An 18377-nucleotide genomic window follows, 5' to 3' on the forward strand; every position below is an offset into this window, starting at 1 on the left:
GTCGCCGGGTTCGCCCGGGGATGGTCCGGAACCGGGTCGGGGCCGGTATCCGAACGGATACCGGCCCCGGGCGGGGAGGCGTGCCCGCGCGGGCGCGCCTCCCCGGGGAGCTGCGCTACGGCCTAGATGTCGTAGTAGAGCTCGAACTCGCGCGGGTGGGGGCGCAGGCGCAGGGAGTCGATCTCCTCGGTGCGCTTGAAGTCCACGTAGGTCTCCAGGAGGTCCTTCGTGAACACGCCGCCCTCCAGGAGGAACTCGTGGTCCTCCTCGACCGCGTTGAGCGCGTCGTCCAGCGAGGCCGGGACCGTCTTGATGGCCTTGGCCTCGGCCGGGGGCAGCTCGTAGAGGTCCTTGTCCACGGGCTCCGGCGGCTCGATCTTGTTCTTGATGCCGTCGATGCCGGCCATGAGCATGGCGGAGAAGGCCAGGTACGGGTTGGCCGACGGGTCCGGCACGCGGAACTCGATGCGCTTGGCCTTGGGGTTGGAGCCGGTCAGCGGCAGGCGGATGCACGCGGAGCGGTTGCGCTGGCTGTAGACCAGGTTGATCGGGGCCTCGTAGCCGGGCACCAGGCGGTGGTAGGAGTTCACCGTCGGGTTGGTGAAGGCGAGCAGCGCCGGGGCGTGCTTGAGCAGGCCGCCGATGTAGTAGCGGGCCGTGTCGGACAGCTGGCCGTAGCCGGACTCGTCGAAGAACAGCGGCTCGCCGTCCTTCCACAGGCTCTGGTGGCAGTGCATGCCGGAGCCGTTGTCGCCGAACAGCGGCTTGGGCATGAAGGTCGCCGTCTTGCCCGCGTTGTTGGCGACGTTCTTGACGATGTACTTGTACAGCTGCACGCGGTCGGCCTGCTGGAGCAGCGTGCCGAACTTGATGCCGATCTCGGCCTGGCCGGCGGTGCCGACCTCGTGGTGCTGGAGCTCGACCTCGATGCCCGCCTCGATGAGGGTGCGGACCATGTCCGAGCGCAGGTCGCTGTAGTGGTCGACCGGCTCGACGGGGAAGTAGCCGCCCTTGTAGCGGGGACGGTAGCCGCGGTTGCCGCCCTCGAGGGCCGAACCGGTGTTCCAGGCGCCCTCGATGGAGTCGATCTCGTAGAAGCCGGTGTTGGACCGGGTCTCGAACTTGACGTCGTCGAAGATGTAGAACTCGGCCTCGGGGCCGAAGAAGGCGGTGTCGGCGACACCGGAGCCGCGCAGGAACGCCTCGGCCTTGCGGGCGACGTTGCGCGGGTCGCGGCTGTACGACTCCAGGGTGAGGGGGTCGTGGACGAAGAACGTCATGTTCAGCGTCTTGTACTTGCGGAACGGGTCCAGCACGCCGGTGCTCAGGTCGGGGAGCAGCAGCATGTCGGACTCGTGGATGGCCTGGAAACCGCGGATCGACGAGCCGTCGAACATCTGACCGTCGGTGAACGTCGAGGCGTCGACGTTCTCGGTCGGGAGGGTAACGTGGTTCACGCCTCCGAACAGGTCCGTGAAACGGACGTCGAGGAACTTGACGTCCTCGTCCCGGATGAAAGCGAGCACCTCGTCGACGCTGCTGAACAAAACGAACCTCCGTGCAGGTGGCTGAGACGACCGGATCCGCGGGCCGCCCCATCGCGGACGCGGCGGATCGACGCGGTGTCTCCCGGCTTCGCTGACGAAGCTAGGAGCGCGGGATTTCCATGCCGTGTCTCCATTGTTTCCTGCATGTTACGGACTCCGGTGTTTTCGCAGACCATACCGCCTGACCCGGTGATTCCTGTGTGTACAGGGCGAAAACGGAACGCCGGGAGGCCCGGATGTGGTCCGTGCCACGGCGCCGCCGGGCCCGGGGCGGCCCCGTGCGGGCGACCCGGGACGAGGCCGCGCGCGACGGTGGATACCGTGGAGGCATGAGCGAGGACAGGGCCGTGACCGAGGACGACTTCCGCTACCGCGGCAACCGGCTGGGCCTGCCCGAACACGGACCCGACTCGGTGCCCGGCGTGGGCCGCCGCCTGGCCGGCCTGCTGCTGGACTGGCTGCTCGCGCTGCTCATCTCCGCCGGGCTGTACTCGGCCGGGGCCATCGGCGCGGGGGTCGCCGACGAGCAGCAGGCCACCACCCTGGTCAGCAACACCGCCCTCGTGGTGTTCGCCGCCATGAACATCGTGCTGCTCAGCCTGTTCGGCACCTCGGTCGGCCGCCGCCTGGTCGGCGTGCGGATCAAGGCCACCGGCGAGCGCTCCTGGCCGTGGTTCGCCTCCATGGCCGTGCGCACCCTCCTGCTGTGCCTGGTCATCCCGGCCGTCATCTACGACCGCGACACCCGCGGCCTGCACGACCGCGCCGCGGGCACCGTGGCCGTCCGCATCTGAGCACCCGGGCCCCGGCCCGGATGACGACGGGATCAACAGGCCCTCCGGTGCTGTTAGCATCCGATTCTCGGTCACACCGTCCCGGGACTGTGTGATCCCCTCATCGGACGCCCGGCGTCCCCTCCCTCCCGGGTCTCACCGCACCCCTCGAAGGTTCGCCATGGCTGGAAAACGCTCCGCCCCACGCCCCGCCGGCTTCCTGGACGCCGTGCGCCTGTCCACGGGGCAGTGGGTCGCCTGCGCGGTCACCGCGCTGTCGATCGTGGGGAGCCTGGGCGGCTACCTCTGGTACCAGGGCATCGCCAACAACATCACGACCGCCCAGGTCGACACCGACGAGTGGGACCGGCCCACCAGCGTCGAGGGCGTCATGAACCTCCTGGTCATCGGGTCGGACGTGCGCTCGGGGGAGAACGCGAACTACGGCGAGGCCGAGGGCGAGCGCCCCGACATGATGCTCATCGCCAGCATCAACGTCGACCGCGGCGCCGTCACCATGGTCAACCTGCCCCGCGACCTGGTCGTGGACCTGCCCGGCTGCGAGGCGGTCGAGGGCTACGAGGGGATGGCCCCGCAGAGCGGCATGATCAACTCGGCGATGACCTTCGGCGGCGTGGGTTGTCAGTGGAACGCCGTCGAGCAGGTCACCGGGGTCCACCTGGACCACTTCGTCATGATGGACTTCACCGGGTTCAAGGACATGGTCGACGCCGTCGGCGGCGTGCAGATGTGCATCCCCGCCCCGATCGACGACCCCAAGGCCCACCTGACCCTGGAGGCCGGGGAACAGACCCTGGACGGCGAGCAGTCGCTGGGGTACGTGCGCTCCCGCTACGGCCAGGGCGACGGCAGCGACCTGTCCCGCATCGAGCGCCAGCAGCAGTTCATGGGCGCCATGCTGCGCCAGGTCCTCAGCAGCGAGGTGATGACCAGCCCCCTGGCCATCACCAACTTCCTCAACGCGGTCACCGAATCGGTCACCGCCGACGACGGTTTCACCGTCGACACGATGACCGACATCGCGATCTCCATGCGCGAGGTGGACCTGAACAGGATCCAGTTCGTCACCGTGCCCAACGGCCAGCACCCGGCCGACCCCAACCGCCTGGCGCTGAGCCAGCCCGCCGCCTCCGAGCTCTTCACGGCCATCAACTCCGGCGCCGACCTCTCCGGGGGCGCGGAGGAGGAAGAGGACGAGGGCGAGGGGGACGAGGGGGCCGACGACGCCGAGAGCGGCCCGACCCCGGCCGACATCTCCCTGGACGTGCTCAACGGCACCGGGATCGAGGGCCTGGCCGGCCAGGTCGCCGAGCGGCTGACCACCGACGGGTACACGGTGAACGCCACCGGCAACCCCCAGGTCCGCGTCCCCGCGGTCACCACCGTCTACTACGCGCCCGGCCAGGAGGCCGCCGCCGAGCTGCTGGCGGGGTCGCTGGAGACCGCGGTCACCGAGGAGGCCGCCGGGCTCACCGGCACCCTCGAACTGGTCCTCGGCCCGGACTGGACCGGGTTCAAGGGCGACGAGGAGGAGGCCGCGCCGGAGATCTCGGTCACCGAGGACCTGGGCGGGATCACCGCGGAGGAGAAGCCCGAGAGCGCCTGCTGATCCCCAGGGGGGACATTCCGGTCGAAGGGGTTCGTTACCCTTACTTGACCGAAACCCGGCCTTCGGCGTACCGTGCGGTAGCGTTCGGCCGTGATCCCGTCGTGACCCCCGGGCCCGCCCGGGAGAACGGCCTCCCCCTTCCCTTGTCCCTGAACGGATCGCAGGTGCCCTCTTGGCTCCCAGACACGTGTCCAGAACGGCGAAGTCCACGGCGAAGGCGTGGATGTCCCCGGGTCAGTGGGCGGCCTGCGGGCTGACGGGCGTCGTCATCGCGGCCAGCCTGGTCGGCTACGCGGGCTACCGCGACGCCCTGGCGGTGCAGACCGAGGACATCAACACCGACGCCTGGGGCGACCGCCCGGCGCAGGTGGACGGGATCCACAACATCCTGCTGCTGGCCACCGACGAGCGGGCCGGGGAGGACGCCGAGTACAGCGTCGCCAACGGGATCCGCCCGGACGTCCTGGTGCTGGTCAACATCGACGTCGACAAGGGCGGGGTGACCATGGTCAACATGCCCCGCGACCTCATGGTCACCATGCCGGGCTGCGACCCCGTCGAGGACAAGCCCGGCATCACCGCCGGGACGGTGGACCAGCTCAACCACGCCATGTTCTACGGCGGGATGGACTGCCAGGGCAAGACCATCGAGAACATCACCGGCGTCCACCTGGAGCACATGGTCCTCGTCGACTTCGCCGGGTTCCAGGCCATCGTCGACTCCATCGGCGGGATCGACATGTGCATCCCCGAGCCGCTCCAGGACCCCAAGGCCAAGCTCGACCTGCCCGCCGGGGAGCAGACCCTGGACGGCACCCAGGCGCTCGCCCTGGCCCGCTCCCGGGACACCACGGAGAACGGCAGCGACCTGGACCGGATCAAGCGCCAGCAGCAGATGATCGGCGCGATCCTGCGCAAGGTCACCACCGGCGAGGTCATGACCAGCCCCGCCACCCTCTACGACTTCTTCGGCTCGGTCACCGACAGCATGACCACCGACAGCGAGTTCAGCGTCGACGAGATGGCCGAGCTCGCCATCGCCATGCGCGGGGTGGACCTGGGGCGGATGAACATGGTGACGGTCCCGGTCGAGGACTACAACGACGCCAAGGTCCAGCTAATGGAGCCCCAGGCGTCCGAGCTGTTCGCGGCGGTCGCCGCGGGCGAGGCGACCAGGCCCGAGGAGGAGAAGCCGGAGGAGGCGGCCGAGGAGGCCCCCGAGGAGTCCGTCTCGCCCTCCGACGTCTCGGTGTACATCGTCAACAACCAGGGCACCCAGGGGCTGGCCGGACAGGTGGAGCCGCTGCTGACCGGGCTGGGCTTCACCGTCACCGGCTCGGGCAACCCCACCACCCGGGCCCCGCAGCAGACCACGGTCTACCACGCCCCGGGCGAGCAGGCGCAGGCGCAGGCCGTGGCCGACGCGCTGGTCAGCGGGGCGCAGATCGAGGAGGCCGCGGACCTGTCCGGCTCGGTCGAGCTGGTCATGGGCACCGACTGGCAGGGCGTCGCCCTGGAGGGCGCCGAGGGCGGCGGCGAGTCCGGCGGGGAGTCCGCGGACGACCCGCTGGCGGGTCTGAGCGGCACCTCCGCCGACCAGTCCGTCGACTGCGGCTAGGCCCGCACACCACGCACACAGGGCCCCGGGAGCGCCGAACGCGCCCCGGGGCCCTCGCCGTTCCATCCGTTCGGCACACCGGGGCTTATCGTTTATCGTTAATATCGAAAAACGATAAGGAGGGAAGGCATGTCGAAGAGGACCCCCTTTCGGTGGAGCCGTGCCGACGGTTTCGTGGCTCGGTTCATCCTCGTCATGGCCATCGGCGTCACTCTGTTCACGACCGTGTTCGCCCTGGTGTGGATCACACCGCTGCTGCCCGCCGACGGCTCCGTGCCCGCGAACACCATCACGGTCCCGTCCCCCGACGGCGCCCCGGAGTCGGCGCCCCCCGCGGTCCCGGCCGGGCCCGAGTACGGGATCGAGTCGGAGCAGGGCATGGTGATCACGTTCCACGACCCCACGACGGTGCAGCGGCTGCTGCTGGTCCTGCCCGGCCTGCTGGCCCAGGCGGCCGCCCTCCTGGTGATGGTCAACCTGCTGCGCATCGTCCGGAGCCTGGACCTCGGCGATCCCTTCGTCCCCGCCAACGCCCTCCGGCTGCGCGTCATCGCCCTGACCGTCCTGGCCGGAACGCTGCTGGTCCCGGCCGCGGAGAAGGTCGGGGAAGGGCTCCTGCGCGGCCAGGCCCTGGGCGTCGACGGCTTCGAGATCTCCTACGTTCTCATCGGGGAGGGCGGGATCTCCTTCACGATGGTCTTCGTGTCCCTGCTCCTACTGGGGCTGGCCGAGGTGTTCCGGCGCGGCACACGGATGCGCGACGACGTGCGGGGACTGGTCTGATGCCGCCGGAGGAGGACGAGGGCGCGGACATCGTCGTCCGCTTGGACGAGGTGCTCGCCGCGCGCGGGATCACCCTCACCGAACTGGCCGCCCGGGTCGGGATCACCGTGGTCAACCTGTCGGTGCTCAAGAACGGCCGGGCCCGGGCCATCCGGTTCAGCACGCTGGCGGCCCTGTGCCGGGAGCTGGACTGCCGCCCCGGCGACCTCATCGACTACGCGCCCGCAGCGGACCGGTCCTGAACGATGGGAAGGGGGCGCGCACCGGACGGATCCGGTGCGCGCCCCCTCGTCGCGTGGCGAAAGGCGCCGGGGCGGTCAGCCGCCGCTCTGGCCGCGCAGGCCCCGGGGCATCTTGGCGTTCTTGGGCATCGGGCCCTTGGGCATCTGCATCTTGGCGGGCAGCGCGCGCAGCCGGTAGTTGAGCTGCGTGACGTCCTTCTTGTCCAGGGTGCGCGGCAGCCTGACCAGCGTGCGCTGGAGCTTGGCCAGCGGGACCTGGTCCTCGCCGTTGCCCACCTTGTAGTCGTAGATGGGGGTGTCCAGGGCCACCCGGGACACGCGCTTCTTCTCCGAGGCGATGAGCGACTTCAGGCGGTGCGGGTCGCCCTCGCCGACCAGGATGACGCCGGGGCGGCCCACCACCCGGTGCACCACGTCCTGCTGGCGGTTGGCGTTGACCGCGAACTCGGTCGTCCAGTTGCCGCGCATGTTGTCCAGGATCGCCGCGCCGGCGCCGATCTGGCCGTCGAGGATCTGGTACTGCACGCGCTGGGCCGAACGGGTGAAGATGATGAAACCGGTCAGCAGCGCGATCGGCAGGCCGGTCAGCGGCCACAGGATCCAGGAACCGGTCCAGATGCCGATGGCGACGAACACCGCGAGGATGAGGACCGCGACGCCGGCGGCCAGCGGGATACTGCGCGGGCTCTGGCGGTGGACGACCTTGGCGACCATGCCGATCTGCTTGAGCCGGCCGGGCTCCTTCTTGTCCTTGCCCTGGGCGGGTGCTGTGCTCTCGGAACCCTTTTTCGCCATCGTGCTCTCAGGCAGCGGGCGCCGACGGACCGTCGGCGGGGACGGAGATCCCGAAGCTGCCTTGCCTCCTTCTACCTACGCGGTCGACTCGTGCGGCGCCCTTCGGCGCCACCTGCCGGGGCGCCCTGTCGGACCCCCAGGATATGCGGCGGGACCCGGGTGCGCGGAACGGTGGCCCGGAGGCCACCGTTCCAGCTTGGTCACGACTCGGGCGGAAAGCCCGTTATGTACTACTTGGTCAGGGCGGCGGCCTCGGCGTCACGCTTCTCGCGCGCCTGCTGGTAGAGGCGTCCGGCCCGGTAGGACGAACGCACCAGCGGCCCCGACATGACACCGGCGAAGCCGATCTCCTCGGCCTCCTCGCCCAGCTCCACGAACTCCTGCGGCTTCACCCAGCGGTCGATCGGGTGGTGCAGCTTGGAGGGGCGCAGGTACTGGGTGATGGTCAGCAGGTCGCAGCCGGCCTCGTGCAGGTCGCGCATGGCCTCGCTGATCTCCTCCCGGGTCTCGCCCATGCCCAGGATGAGGTTCGACTTGGTGACCAGGCCGTCCTCGCGGGCCTTGGTGATGACCTCCAGGGAGCGCTCGTAGCGGAAGCCCGGGCGGATGCGCTTGAAGATGCGCGGCACCGTCTCCACGTTGTGCGCCAGCACCTCGGGGCGGGACCCGAAGACCTCGGCCAGCTGGTCGGGGTCGGCGTTGAAGTCCGGGATGAGCAGCTCGACGCCGGTGTCCGGGTTCAGCTCGTGGATCTTGCGCACCGTCTCGGCGTAGAGCCAGGCGCCGCCGTCCTCCAGGTCGTCGCGGGCGACACCGGTGATGGTGGCGTAGCGCAGCCCCATCGTCTTGACCGAGTTGGCGACCTTGGTCGGCTCCATGCGGTCCAGCGCGGTGGGCTTGCCCGTGGCGATCTGGCAGAAGTCGCAGCGGCGGGTGCACTGGTCGCCGCCGATGAGGAAGGTGGCCTCGCGGTCCTCCCAGCACTCGTAGATGTTGGGGCAGCCCGCCTCCTGGCACACCGTGTGCAGGCCCTCGGTCTTGACCAGTGAGCGCAGCTCGGAGTACTCCGGCCCCATGTGCGCCTTGATCTTGATCCACGGCGGCTTCTTCTCGATGGGGGTCTCGCTGTTGCGCGCCTCGACGCGCAGCAGGCGGCGGCCCTCAGGAGCGATGGTCAACGTGAACCCGTTCCCTTCTGTGCCCCGCGGACCCGGACGCCCTGGTGAGGGCGGGGCCGTGCGGGGGCCGGCTCATGGTGTGGTGTGTCATCCCCGGGCGGCGACGGGCTCGGACAGCAGTCCGGGGCCGTCGATGTGGCTGTACTGGTGCGCGCCCAGGACGTCCGCCAGGTGGCGCTCCATCAGCGGTCGCACCTCGGCGACCGGGACGTCGCGCCCGGTTTCGGCGGTGAGCGAGGTGACCCCGGCGTCGGAGATGCCGCAGGGGACGATCCGGTCGAACCACGACATGTCATTGTTGCAGTTCAGGGCGAGCCCGTGCATGCCGACCCCGCGGGCGATGCGGCAGCCGATCGCCGCGATCTTGCGTTCGATGAGCCCGCGGTCGGGGTCGGCGTCCAGCCACACCCCCGTGCGCCCCTCCACACGCCTGCCGACGAGGCCGTACTCCGCGATGGTGCGGATGATGGCCTCCTCCAGCATGCGGACGTAGGCGATCACGTCGATGGGGTCCGGGAGCCGCACGATGGGGTACACCGTGAGCTGCCCGGGGCCGTGCCAGGTGATCTTGCCCCCCCGGTCGATGTCCACGACCGGCGCTCCGGGGTCTGTGATGGGACGATCCGACCTCCCGGTGCGCTTGCCCGCCGTGTACACGGGTTCGTGCTCCAGGAGGAGGACGGTGTCGGCCACCTCGTCGGCGACGCGGCGCTCGTGGAGCCGCTTCTGCAGGTCCCAGCCCTGATGGTAGGGGACGGGGGTGGCGCCGAGCCATGCGTAAACGAGATCACTCACACATTCACTCTACGCCCCGGCGGAAGGCAGCGGTCGGGCCAGGATGTCGGATAGCGCACTGTCGATGGTGGGAAGTGTGAAGGAATAACCTTCCTTGATCAGGCGTTCGGGCCGCCCCCGCAGATCGAGCAGGGCCGTCTCCTCCGCGTAGTCCCCCAGGGTGGCGCGCAGCGCCGTCGCCGGGACCCGCAGCACCGCCGGGCGGTCCAGGGCGCGGGCCAGGGCCTCGGTGAAGGCGGCGTTGCTCACCGGCTCGGGCGCGCACAGGTTGACCGGCCCGGTGACGTCGGGCCGCTCCAGCAGGAACCGGATCGCCCCGATGGCGTCGCGCATCGCGATCCACGTCATGTACTGGGCCCCCGAGCCGATCCGGCCGCCCAGCCCCGCCCGGTACAGCGGCAGCACCGAGCGCAGGTAGCCGCCGGAGCGGTCCAGCACCACCGCCATCCGCAGGTGCGCGGTGGAGATCCCGGCCCCGGCGGCCTCGGCGGCCGCCGCCTCCCAGTCGCGGCACACCTGCGCCAGGAAGCCGGTGCCCGCCGGGTCGGCCTCGGTCACTACCCGGCCCCCGGTGTCGCCGTAGAACTGCATGCCGGAGGCGGCCAGCAGCCGCGGGGGAGGGGCGTCCATACCGGTCAGCGCCCGCGTCAGGGTGCGGGTGCCGCGCACCCGGGCCCGCCGGATCGCCTCCCGCCGCCCCCGGGGCCACGGCGCATGGCTCAGCGGCGCCCCCGCCAGGTGCACCACCGCGTCGGCGCCGTGCAGCGCAACGGTGTCCACCCGCCCCTGTTCGGGACGCCACTCGGCCTCCTCCAACCGCGACCGGTAGACCGGCCGGGGCGCGTGCCGCACCATCCGCACGACCCGGTGCCCGTCGGCGAGGAGCGCCTCGACCAGCACCGCCCCGACGAGTCCCGAACTGCCCGTGATCGCCACTTTCATGCTCAGGTGTCTACCCGGCGCGGGAGCGAGTACCGGGGCCGGGGTGCCCTTGTGGGGGCCGCCCCGATTTTTTCCCGGGGATTTTCGCCAAAGTCCTGCGCGCGGGGCCCCGGGTCTTCTACTTTGAACGTGGGACATGGAACTCCGCGTCAACGCGGGGCTACCGTGGGCGACGCGCTGTCGGGCTGGCTGTCGCGTCCACCCAACAGACCTTTGATGATGGGGATCATCAGGGGATGGTGATTGGTGGGGTAGAAAGACGGGGCGGCACCGCGAGGTGCCGCCCCGTCCACCGTTCCCGGCCCGTGCTCTCGCGCCCGGCGGGCTCAGGCCGGGTAGGGCCGGTGTCGGCGCGCCTCGCGCAGGGCCAGGGCCCACCAGGACAGCTCGTCCAGCAGGAGCTTCGCCGCGGCGTCGGCGCCCGCCATCTCCGGGCCGGGGAGCCCGTCCGGGCCGAAGAGCGCGCCCGCGTTGTGCAGGCTCACCGTGTCGCGGATCGTCGCCACGTGCAACTCGGAGAAGACCGTGCGCAGCTGCTCGATCGCGCGCAGGCCGCCGGACATCCCGCCGTAGGAGACGAACCCCGCGGCCTTGCCGAACCACTCCCGGCGGGCCGAGTCGATCGCGCTCTTGAGCGGGCCCGGATAGCCGTGGTTGTACTCGGGGGTGACCACCACGTACCCGTCGGCGGCCGCCACCCGGGGGCCGAAGTCCGCCAGCGGGGCGCCGTGCCCGTGACCGTACCGCTCGTCGGCGGGCAGGTCGGCCACGTCCAGGACGTCGACGTCCAGGTCCGGTCGGCCCAGGGCCAGGTCCACGAACCAGCGGGAGACCGCCGGCCCCGTGCGTCCGTTCCGGTTCGAGCCCAGGATCACCGCGATCCGCAGGTTGTCCATGTGTCAGGTCCTTGTGCCGTGCTGGTCGGTGCACCAACGCTAAAACCTCAACCGCTGTAGAGGTCAAGCGGATGTGAACTTTCACGCCGGAGGGCCGGGCACCGTGCGGTGCCCGGCCCTCCGGGGCGGATCGGCGGACGGCTAGGACAGGCCCAGCTCGCCCTCGAAGTCGCCCTCCTCCAGGCGGTCCTTGACCGCCGTGAGGAAGCGGCCCGCGTCGGCGCCGTCGATCAGCCGGTGGTCCACGGCCAGGGACAGGTACACCATCGAGCGCACGGCGATGACCTCGCCGCCCATGGCCGGGTCCTCGACCACGACCGGGCGCTTGACGACCGCGCCGGTGCCCAGGATCGCGACCTGCGGCTGGTTGATGATCGGGGTGCCGAACAGCGCCCCGGTGCCGCCGGTCTCGGCGATGGTGAACGTGCCGCCGCCCAGCTCGTCCGGGCCCAGCCGGCCGGTGTGGGCCCGCTCGCTCAGGTCGGAGATGGTGCCGGCCAGGCCGCTCAGCCCGAGCTTGCCCGCGTCCTTGACGACCGGGACCAGCAGGCCGCGCTCGGTGTCCACCGACACGCCCAGGTTCTCGACGTCGTGGTAGGTCACCTCCTGCTTGTCCGCGTCGATGAACGCGTTGAGCTTGGGGTGGGCGCGCAGCGCCTCCACCGTCGCCAGCGCGAAGAACGCGAAGAAGTCCGGAGCCGTTCCGCCGTTCTCGGCGGCCCGCTCGCGCAGGCGCGCGATCTTGGTGACGTCCACCTCGGCGACCTGGGTGGTCGTCGCCGAGACGTGCAGGGACTCCACCATGCTGTCGGCGATGTACTTGCGCAGCCGGGTGAGCTTCTCGGTGCGCCCGCGCAGCGCCGTGTCGGCGCCCTGCTTGCGCGGGGCCGAGGACGGAGCGGTCGGGGCGGCGGCGCGCGCGGCGGCGGCCTTCTGCTCCTCGGCGGCCTTGAGCACGTCCTGCTTGCGGATGCGCCCGCCCACGCCGGTGCCCCGGACGCGGCTCAGGTCCACGCGGTGCTCGGCGGCGAGCTTGCGCACCAGCGGGGTCACGTAGCCCTCGGTGCCGGTGTCGGTCCCCGACGGGCCGGTGCTGCTCAGGGTGCCGATGTCCACCGACGGGGTGTCGGTGGAGGCCGGAGCGGGCGCCGGGGCGGCGGGCTCGGGGGCCGGCTCGGCCGCCGCGGGCTCGGCGGCCTTCGCCGGGGCCGGTTCCGGGGCGGCGGGGGCCGCGGGGGCGGCAGCGGCGCCGGCACCGCCGATGACGGCGATCCGGGCGCCGATCTCCACGGTCTCGTCCTCCTGGACGAGGATCTGCGTGAGCACGCCGGCCACCGGGGAGGGGATCTCGGTGTCCACCTTGTCGGTGGAGACCTCGAGGAGCGGCTCGTCCACCTCGACGGTGTCGCCGACGCTCTTGAGCCACTGGGTGACGGTCCCCTCGGTGACGCTCTCACCCAGGGCGGGCATGGTCACCGGGGTCTCAGGGCCCTCCGCGGCGGGGGCGGCGGGCTCCGGGGCCTCGGCGGCCGACCGCGCCTGCTCCTGCCGGGGCTCGGGCTCCGGCTCCGGGGCCGGCTCGGGCTCCGGGGCGGCGGCCGGCTCCGGACGCGCCTCCTCGGCGGCCGGGGCGGCCGGCGCGGCGGAGTCCTCGCCCGCTTCGCCGATGACGGCGATCTCCGCGCCGATCTCCACGGTCTCGTCCTCCTGGACGAGGATCTGCGTGAGCACGCCCGCTACCGGGGAGGGGATCTCGGTGTCCACCTTGTCGGTGGAGACCTCAAGGAGCGGCTCGTCTACCTCGACGGTGTCGCCCACGTTCTTCAGCCACTGGGTCACAGTCCCCTCGGTGACGCTCTCACCCAGGGCGGGCATGGAAACGGATGTCGGCATGGGTTCCTCGTTGGATATGGGCGCGGTGTCCTGCCCGATCCCGGTGATGGGCAGCGCGGATGTACGGCGGCGGGGGCGGGCCCGCCGGGCCCGCCCCCGGTGCGGTCAGTCGTGGACGTGGAGCGGCTTGCCCGCCAGCGCGAGGTGCGCCTCGCCCAGCGCCTCCGACTGGCTCGGGTGCGGGTGGATGAGCTGGGCCACCTCGGAGGGCAGCGCCTCCCAGTTGTAGATGAGCTGGCCCTCGGCGATCAGCTCGCCGACGCGGCTGCCCACCATGTGGACGCCCAGCACGGGACCGTCCTTCTCGGCGATGACCTTGACGGCGCCCTGGGTCTGGAGGATCTGGCTCTTGCCGTTGCCCGCCAGGTTGTAGTTCATCTCGACGACCTCAAGGCCGCGCTCCTTGGCGGCCTTGGTGGTCAGGCCGACCGAGGCGACCTCGGGCTCGCAGTAGGTGACGCGGGGGACGCCGTCGTAGTCGATCGGGGCCGGGTTGAGGCCCGCGAGGTGCTCGGCGACGAAGATGCCCTCGGCGAAGCCGACGTGGGCCAGCTGCAGGGTCGGGATGAGGTCGCCGACGGCGTAGATGTTCCCGACGCCGGTGTGCAGGTTCTCGTCCACGGTGACGAAGCCGCGGTCCAGGGAGATGCCCTGCTCCTCGTAGCCCAGGCCGGCGGAGACGGGGCCGCGGCCGATGGCGACCAGCAGCACCTCAGCCTCCAGGGTCTTGCCGCCCTGGAGGGTGACGGTGACCCCGGAGTCGGTGGTCTTGACCGACTCGAAGGGGGTGCCCAGCTCGTACTTGATGCCGCGCTTGCGGAAGGCGCGCTCCAGCAGCTTGGAGCTGGACTCCTCCTCGACCGGCACCAGGTGCGGCAGGGCCTCGACGATGGTGACCTCGGCGCCGTAGGAGCGCCACACGCTGGCGAACTCCACGCCGATGACACCGCCGCCCAGGACCACCACGGAGCCGGGGACGCGGTCCAGGCCCAGGGCCTGGTCGCTGGTCATGACCTTCTCGCCGTCGATCTCCAGGCCCAGGGTCTTGGGCTGGGAGCCGGTGGCCAGCAGGACGGCCCTGCCCTTGTAGACGGCGTCGCCGACGGTGACCTCGTCCTTGCCGGTGAGGCGGCCCTCGCCCTCGACGACGGTGATCTTGCGGGACTTGATCAGACCGGTGAGGCCCTTGTGCAGGCCGTTGATCACCTTGTCCTTGTACTTGTGCACGGCCTCGATGTCGATGCCCTCGAAGGTGGCCTTGACACCGAAGTTCTCGCTCTCCTTGGCGGAGTCGGCGACCTCGGCCGAGTGCAGGAGGGCCTTGGTGGGGATGCAGCCGCGGTGCAGGCAGGTGCCCCCGAGCTTGTCCTTCTCGATCAGCACGACGTTCATGTCGAGCTCCGCGGCGCGCAGTGCCGCCGCGTATCCGCCGCTGCCGCCGCCAAGGACGACGAGGTCGAAGGTGCCGCCGCTCTCACTCACGGGAACGAACTCCTTGTTGTGGTGGCTGGTGATTGCCGGTGGTTTCCGCGGCTCGGGGGGAGGGGACCGCGGTCGGGGCGGTCGGCGCGGGCTCAGGGAGCGCCGGCCGCCCCGGGGTCGGGCTATTCGGCGTAGGACTCCGCGATGCGGACCAGGGTCCGGGTGCCGGAGCCGGTACCGCCCTTGGGCGTGTACCCGTGCGGGCCGCCCTGGTTGAAGGAGGGGCCGGCGATGTCGAGGTGCGCCCACTTGACGCCCTCGCCGATGAACTCCTTGAGGAAGACGCCGGCGGACAGCATGCCGCCCCAGCGCTCGCCCGCCACGTTGGCGATGTCGGCGACCGCGGAGTCCAGCCCCGCGCGCAGCTCGGCGGGCAGGGGCATCGGCCAGGCGGCCTCGCCCTCGGCGCCGGCCGCCGCGACGACCTGCTCGCGCACCTCGTCGTCGTTGGCCATGACCGCGAACACGCGGGTGCCGAGCGCGACCAGCTGGGCGCCGGTCAGCGTGGCGATGTCGACGACCAGGTCGGGGCCGTCCTCCTGGGCGCGGACCAGGGCGTCCGCCATGACCAGGCGGCCCTCGGCGTCGGTGTTGAGGACCTCGACGGTCTTGCCGCCGTAGATGGTCAGCACGTCGGAGGGGCGCTGGGCGGTGCCGCTGGGCATGTTCTCGGCGACGGCCAGGTAGCCGACGACGTTGACCTTCAGGCCCAGGGCGGAGACGGCCCGCAGGGCGGCGAGCACGGAGGCGGCGCCGGCCATGTCGGACTTCATCCAGTCCATGGCGGTGGCGGGCTTGAGGGACAGGCCGCCGGAGTCGAAGGTGATGCCCTTGCCGATGAAGGCGACCGTGCGGGTGGCCTCCGGGTGGGTGTGGGCCAGGCGGACCAGGCGCGGCGGGTTGGCCGAGCCCTGGCCGACGCCGGTCAGGCCGCCGTAGCCGCCCTCGGCGAGGGCCTGCTCGTCGAGCACCTCGATGTCCAGGCCGGCCTGCGCGGCGATCTCCTGGGCGGTCGCGGCCAGGTCCTCGGGGACCAGGTCGGAGGGGGCGGTGTTGACCAGGTCGCGGGTCAGCTCGACCGCGTCGGCCAGGACGGCGGCGCGCTCGACCGCGGCCTGCGCGCCCTCGGCGCCGCTCGCCAGCAGCAGCGCGGGGGCGGCCTTCTTCCCGGCCTTCTCGCCGGTGCGGTAGCGGTCGAAGGAGTAGGCGCCCAGCCGGGCGCCCAGGGCGACGGCCCCGGCCTCTTCGGCGGTGCCGGCCGGCAGGGCCAGCGCCACGCGGCCCGCGCCCTCGGGGCGGGCGGCCAGGGCGCGCAGCGCGGCGCCGCGGCGCGGGCGAGGGTGTCGGCGTCGACCGGGCCGTCGGCGGGCCTGTCACCGAGGCCGACGGCGACGATCACCGGGGCGGCGACGGCCCCGAGGGAGGGAAGGGTGTGCACCTCCTCTGCGGCGCCGCTCGCTCCCAGGAGCGACAGGGTCTGGGCGAGGCCGCCGGAGAAGGCGGCGTCGACGTCATGAGCGCCCGACGCGGGCTCCGGGGCGTCGCCCCCGGAGTGGTAACCGACGACGAGGGCGTCGGCGTCGAGCGAACTGGGGGACTCCGTGTGTACTGACAACGTCGTGCTCACACCCACGATGCTAGTCGCCCCGTGCTCCGGTCGGTGACGTGGCGCTCCGGCCCCTGAGGGGGCGCTGCGCGGGGGAGCGGAGGGCGGGGCCGGTCGGGGGTCGGCCCCGGGCCGACCGGCCGGGGAGGGCGTCCCTGGCCGCCGGTGGGGGCCGTCACAGCCGGGCGGCGGGCGGGCGGCGCGTTCCCCGGCGTGGTGGGCGGTGAAACGTGGTGTGAAAAAATGTGATGATGGCTACATCGGGTGCGCGTTGATATTACCGATCGGTAGAAAACGCCTGGTGGCCGCGCGGTCCCGGGTTCACAGCCACGCGGCCGCGCCGGTGAGCACCACCAGGGCCACCGTGGCCGCCGTCTCCGCCAGCGCCCCCAGCACGTCCCCGGTCACGCCGCCCAGCCGGCGCACCGCCCGCCGCCTCAGCAGGGCCGCCCCCGCCAGTCCCGCGACGAATGCCACGGCGCAGGCCGCCGCGAACGCCGGTCCCCGGACCAGCCCCAGCGCGCACACCGCGAGCGCGCACGCGGTCGCCGCCGCCGCGCCCGCCACCGGCACCGTCCCGGCCACCAGCGCGCCCAGCCCCTCCGGACGCGCCGCGGGCACCCCCGGCGTGCACGCCCACGTGATCGCCGTCCGGCCCGCGGCCCCCGCCGCCACCGCCCCGGCCAGCGCCGCCCACGGGGACACCTCCGCCAGCCGGCCCAGCGCCAGCACCTGCGCGCCCAGCACGACGATCAGGGTGATCACACCGAACGGGCCGATGTCGGAGCGGCGCATCACCTCCAGCGCGCCCGCGGCCGGCCGGGCGCTGCCCAGCCCGTCGGCCAGGTCCGCCAGCCCGTCCAGGTGCAGCCCCCGGGTGAACAGCGCCCCGGCGCCCACACCGAGCAGCGCCGCCAGTGCCGGGGGCAGCCCCGCCGCCGTCCCGGCCGCGGCCAGCGCCCCGGTCAGGGCGCCCGCCGCCGCCCCCAGCGCGGGGGCCCACAGCATCGCCCACCGGGCGGCCGCCCGGTCCACCCGCTCCACCCGGACCGGGACCACGGTGAACGTCCCCACCGCCAGACGCGCGCCCGCGCCGGCGGTACCGCTCACGGAAGCTCCAGCACGCGTCCGGCCGTGACCAGGACGACCTCCTCGGACTCGGCCGCCACCCACTGGTTCAGCCGCCCCAGGTGGTCGCGGAACAGCCGCCCCGACCGGGTCGCGGGCACCACGCCCGAGCCCACCTCGTTGGTCACCGCCACCGCGTAGGCCTGGGTGGCCCGCCACGCCTCCAGCAGGTCGTGCACCTCGGCCTCGACCCGCTCCTCGGCGTCCGGCGCCGGCTCCTCGTCCCACAGCCCGTGCTCGTCCATGACCGCCGTCAGCCAGGTGCCCAGGCAGTCGATGAGCACCGCGCCCCGCGCCCGCTTGAGCAGCGACGGCAGGTCGCGGGTCTCCTCGGTCTCCCACCACCACGGCCGGCGGGCGGTGTGCCGGGCCACCCGTTCGGCCCACTCCGGGTCGCGCGCGGGGTCGGCGGGCTCGCCGGTGGCCACATAGGACACCTTCGGCTCGGTGAGAAGCCGCAGCTCGGCCTCGACCGACTTGCCCGAGCGGGCGCCGCCGGTGATGAGCACCCGGTGCGGGCCGTGCGGTCGCGACTGCGGCCAGACCGCCGGCGGGCACGACATGACGTGGCCGTCGCCGGGGGCGAACGCGCCCCACAGCCGGGCCCGGCGGGCGAACTCCGCGGGGGAGCGGACCCGGTGGTCGCCGCCGACCGCGACCACGGCCGTGGTCACACCGATCACCCCGCTACGCCGCAGCTCACCGATGGTCTCCGGACGCTGGGCGGCGTCCACGATGACCATGTCCACCTGCTGGGGCGGCGCCGACGCGAACCCCGAACCGGGCGGGACCGCCTCCACCGGGGGCACCGCGGGCAGTGTCGCGGGCCCGGAGCGGGCGTAGAGCAGCCGCCCGCCGCCGGGGCTCGCCACCAGGATGCCGTCGGGGGTGGGCGTCACCGAGTAGTCCGGGGGCACCGGGCCCACCGCGCCGCTCTCGCGGAGCCGGAACCGGTCGTCGACGGTCACGCGCAGCGGCAGCCGGCGGTCGGCCTGGGCCTGGTTGCACGAGGCGCAGGTGCACTGCGGGGCGGGCCATCCGGCGTGGCCGGCCGTCCCCGGGAATCGGA

At 72.3% G+C, this 18377-nt stretch carries 15 protein-coding genes and 1 pseudogene; 5 read left to right on the forward strand and 11 right to left on the reverse strand.

Translation table 11 applies throughout. The annotated features are described in order from the left end of the window. Window positions 1-122: 122 nt before the first annotated feature. Window positions 123-1547: a type I glutamate--ammonia ligase gene (gene glnA, locus KGD84_RS09305; protein ID WP_220559860.1), complete on the reverse strand. Its 1425-nt coding sequence runs from the start codon at window positions 1545-1547 to the stop codon at window positions 123-125. Window positions 1548-1876: 329 nt separating this feature from the next. Between glnA and KGD84_RS09310 the strand changes: the two genes are divergently transcribed. The 5 genes from KGD84_RS09310 (at window position 1877) to KGD84_RS09330 (ending at window position 6593) form a co-directional block, all read left to right on the forward strand. After that, entirely contained in the window at window positions 1877-2341 is a 465-nt protein-coding gene (locus KGD84_RS09310; protein WP_220559861.1) for an RDD family protein, read from the forward strand. Between the two features lie 160 nt (window positions 2342-2501). Then, window positions 2502-3950, forward strand: coding sequence for an LCP family protein (locus KGD84_RS09315; protein ID WP_220559862.1), 1449 nt, complete (start codon window positions 2502-2504; stop codon window positions 3948-3950). Between the two features lie 223 nt (window positions 3951-4173). Next, a complete protein-coding gene (locus tag KGD84_RS09320; protein ID WP_220559863.1) occupies window positions 4174-5568 on the forward strand; it encodes an LCP family protein in 1395 nt (464 codons plus the stop codon). A 129-nt stretch (window positions 5569-5697) separates the two neighbouring features. Continuing rightward, window positions 5698-6351 carry a DUF2975 domain-containing protein gene (locus tag KGD84_RS09325; protein ID WP_220559864.1) on the forward strand — a complete coding sequence of 218 codons (654 nt, stop codon included), beginning with the start codon at window positions 5698-5700 and terminating at the stop codon, window positions 6349-6351. Then, window positions 6351-6593 (forward strand): helix-turn-helix domain-containing protein, encoded by a 243-nt coding sequence (locus KGD84_RS09330; RefSeq protein ID WP_220559865.1) that lies wholly within the window; start codon window positions 6351-6353, stop codon window positions 6591-6593. The genes KGD84_RS09325 and KGD84_RS09330 overlap by 1 nt, the downstream gene beginning before the upstream one ends. 75 nt (window positions 6594-6668) lie before the next feature. Here the strand turns inward: KGD84_RS09330 and KGD84_RS09335 are convergent, their stop codons facing one another. The 10 genes and pseudogenes from KGD84_RS09335 to KGD84_RS09380 form a co-directional block, all read right to left on the reverse strand. After that, window positions 6669-7388: a DUF4191 domain-containing protein gene (locus KGD84_RS09335; RefSeq protein WP_220559866.1), complete on the reverse strand. Its 720-nt coding sequence runs from the start codon at window positions 7386-7388 to the stop codon at window positions 6669-6671. A gap of 230 nt (window positions 7389-7618) precedes the next feature. Further along, the gene (gene lipA, locus KGD84_RS09340; protein WP_220559868.1) at window positions 7619-8566 is read right to left on the reverse strand and encodes a lipoyl synthase; all 948 of its coding nucleotides are present in this window, start codon (window positions 8564-8566) and stop codon (window positions 7619-7621) included. Window positions 8567-8653: 87 nt separating this feature from the next. Continuing rightward, a complete protein-coding gene (lipB, locus tag KGD84_RS09345; protein ID WP_220559869.1) occupies window positions 8654-9361 on the reverse strand; it encodes a lipoyl(octanoyl) transferase LipB in 708 nt (235 codons plus the stop codon). A gap of 9 nt (window positions 9362-9370) precedes the next feature. Continuing rightward, a complete protein-coding gene (locus tag KGD84_RS09350; protein WP_220559870.1) occupies window positions 9371-10303 on the reverse strand; it encodes a TIGR01777 family oxidoreductase in 933 nt (310 codons plus the stop codon). A gap of 326 nt (window positions 10304-10629) precedes the next feature. Beyond that, on the reverse strand, window positions 10630-11199 hold the full coding sequence (locus tag KGD84_RS09355) for an NADPH-dependent FMN reductase (protein ID WP_220559871.1): 570 nt from the start codon (window positions 11197-11199) through the stop codon (window positions 10630-10632). 141 nt (window positions 11200-11340) lie between these two features. After that, on the reverse strand, window positions 11341-13092 hold the full coding sequence (gene sucB, locus KGD84_RS09360) for a 2-oxoglutarate dehydrogenase, E2 component, dihydrolipoamide succinyltransferase (RefSeq protein WP_220559872.1): 1752 nt from the start codon (window positions 13090-13092) through the stop codon (window positions 11341-11343). Between the two features lie 105 nt (window positions 13093-13197). Next, the gene (gene lpdA, locus KGD84_RS09365; RefSeq protein WP_220559873.1) at window positions 13198-14574 is read right to left on the reverse strand and encodes a dihydrolipoyl dehydrogenase; all 1377 of its coding nucleotides are present in this window, start codon (window positions 14572-14574) and stop codon (window positions 13198-13200) included. Between the two features lie 122 nt (window positions 14575-14696). Beyond that, a pseudogene (locus KGD84_RS09370) lies at window positions 14697-16201 on the reverse strand (leucyl aminopeptidase). A gap of 300 nt (window positions 16202-16501) precedes the next feature. Continuing rightward, complete coding sequence (locus tag KGD84_RS09375) at window positions 16502-17290, reverse strand: adenosylcobinamide-GDP ribazoletransferase (protein ID WP_220559875.1); 789 nt, start codon at window positions 17288-17290, stop codon at window positions 16502-16504. Further along, a complete protein-coding gene (locus tag KGD84_RS09380) occupies window positions 17287-18276 on the reverse strand; it encodes a bifunctional adenosylcobinamide kinase/adenosylcobinamide-phosphate guanylyltransferase (protein WP_220565639.1) in 990 nt (329 codons plus the stop codon). Before KGD84_RS09380 ends, KGD84_RS09375 begins: the two co-directional genes overlap by 4 nt. Window positions 18277-18377 lie beyond the last annotated feature (101 nt).

Origin of the sequence: Nocardiopsis changdeensis (genome assembly GCF_018316655.1) — a bacterium.
Classification (GTDB): domain Bacteria; phylum Actinomycetota; class Actinomycetes; order Streptosporangiales; family Streptosporangiaceae; genus Nocardiopsis; species Nocardiopsis changdeensis.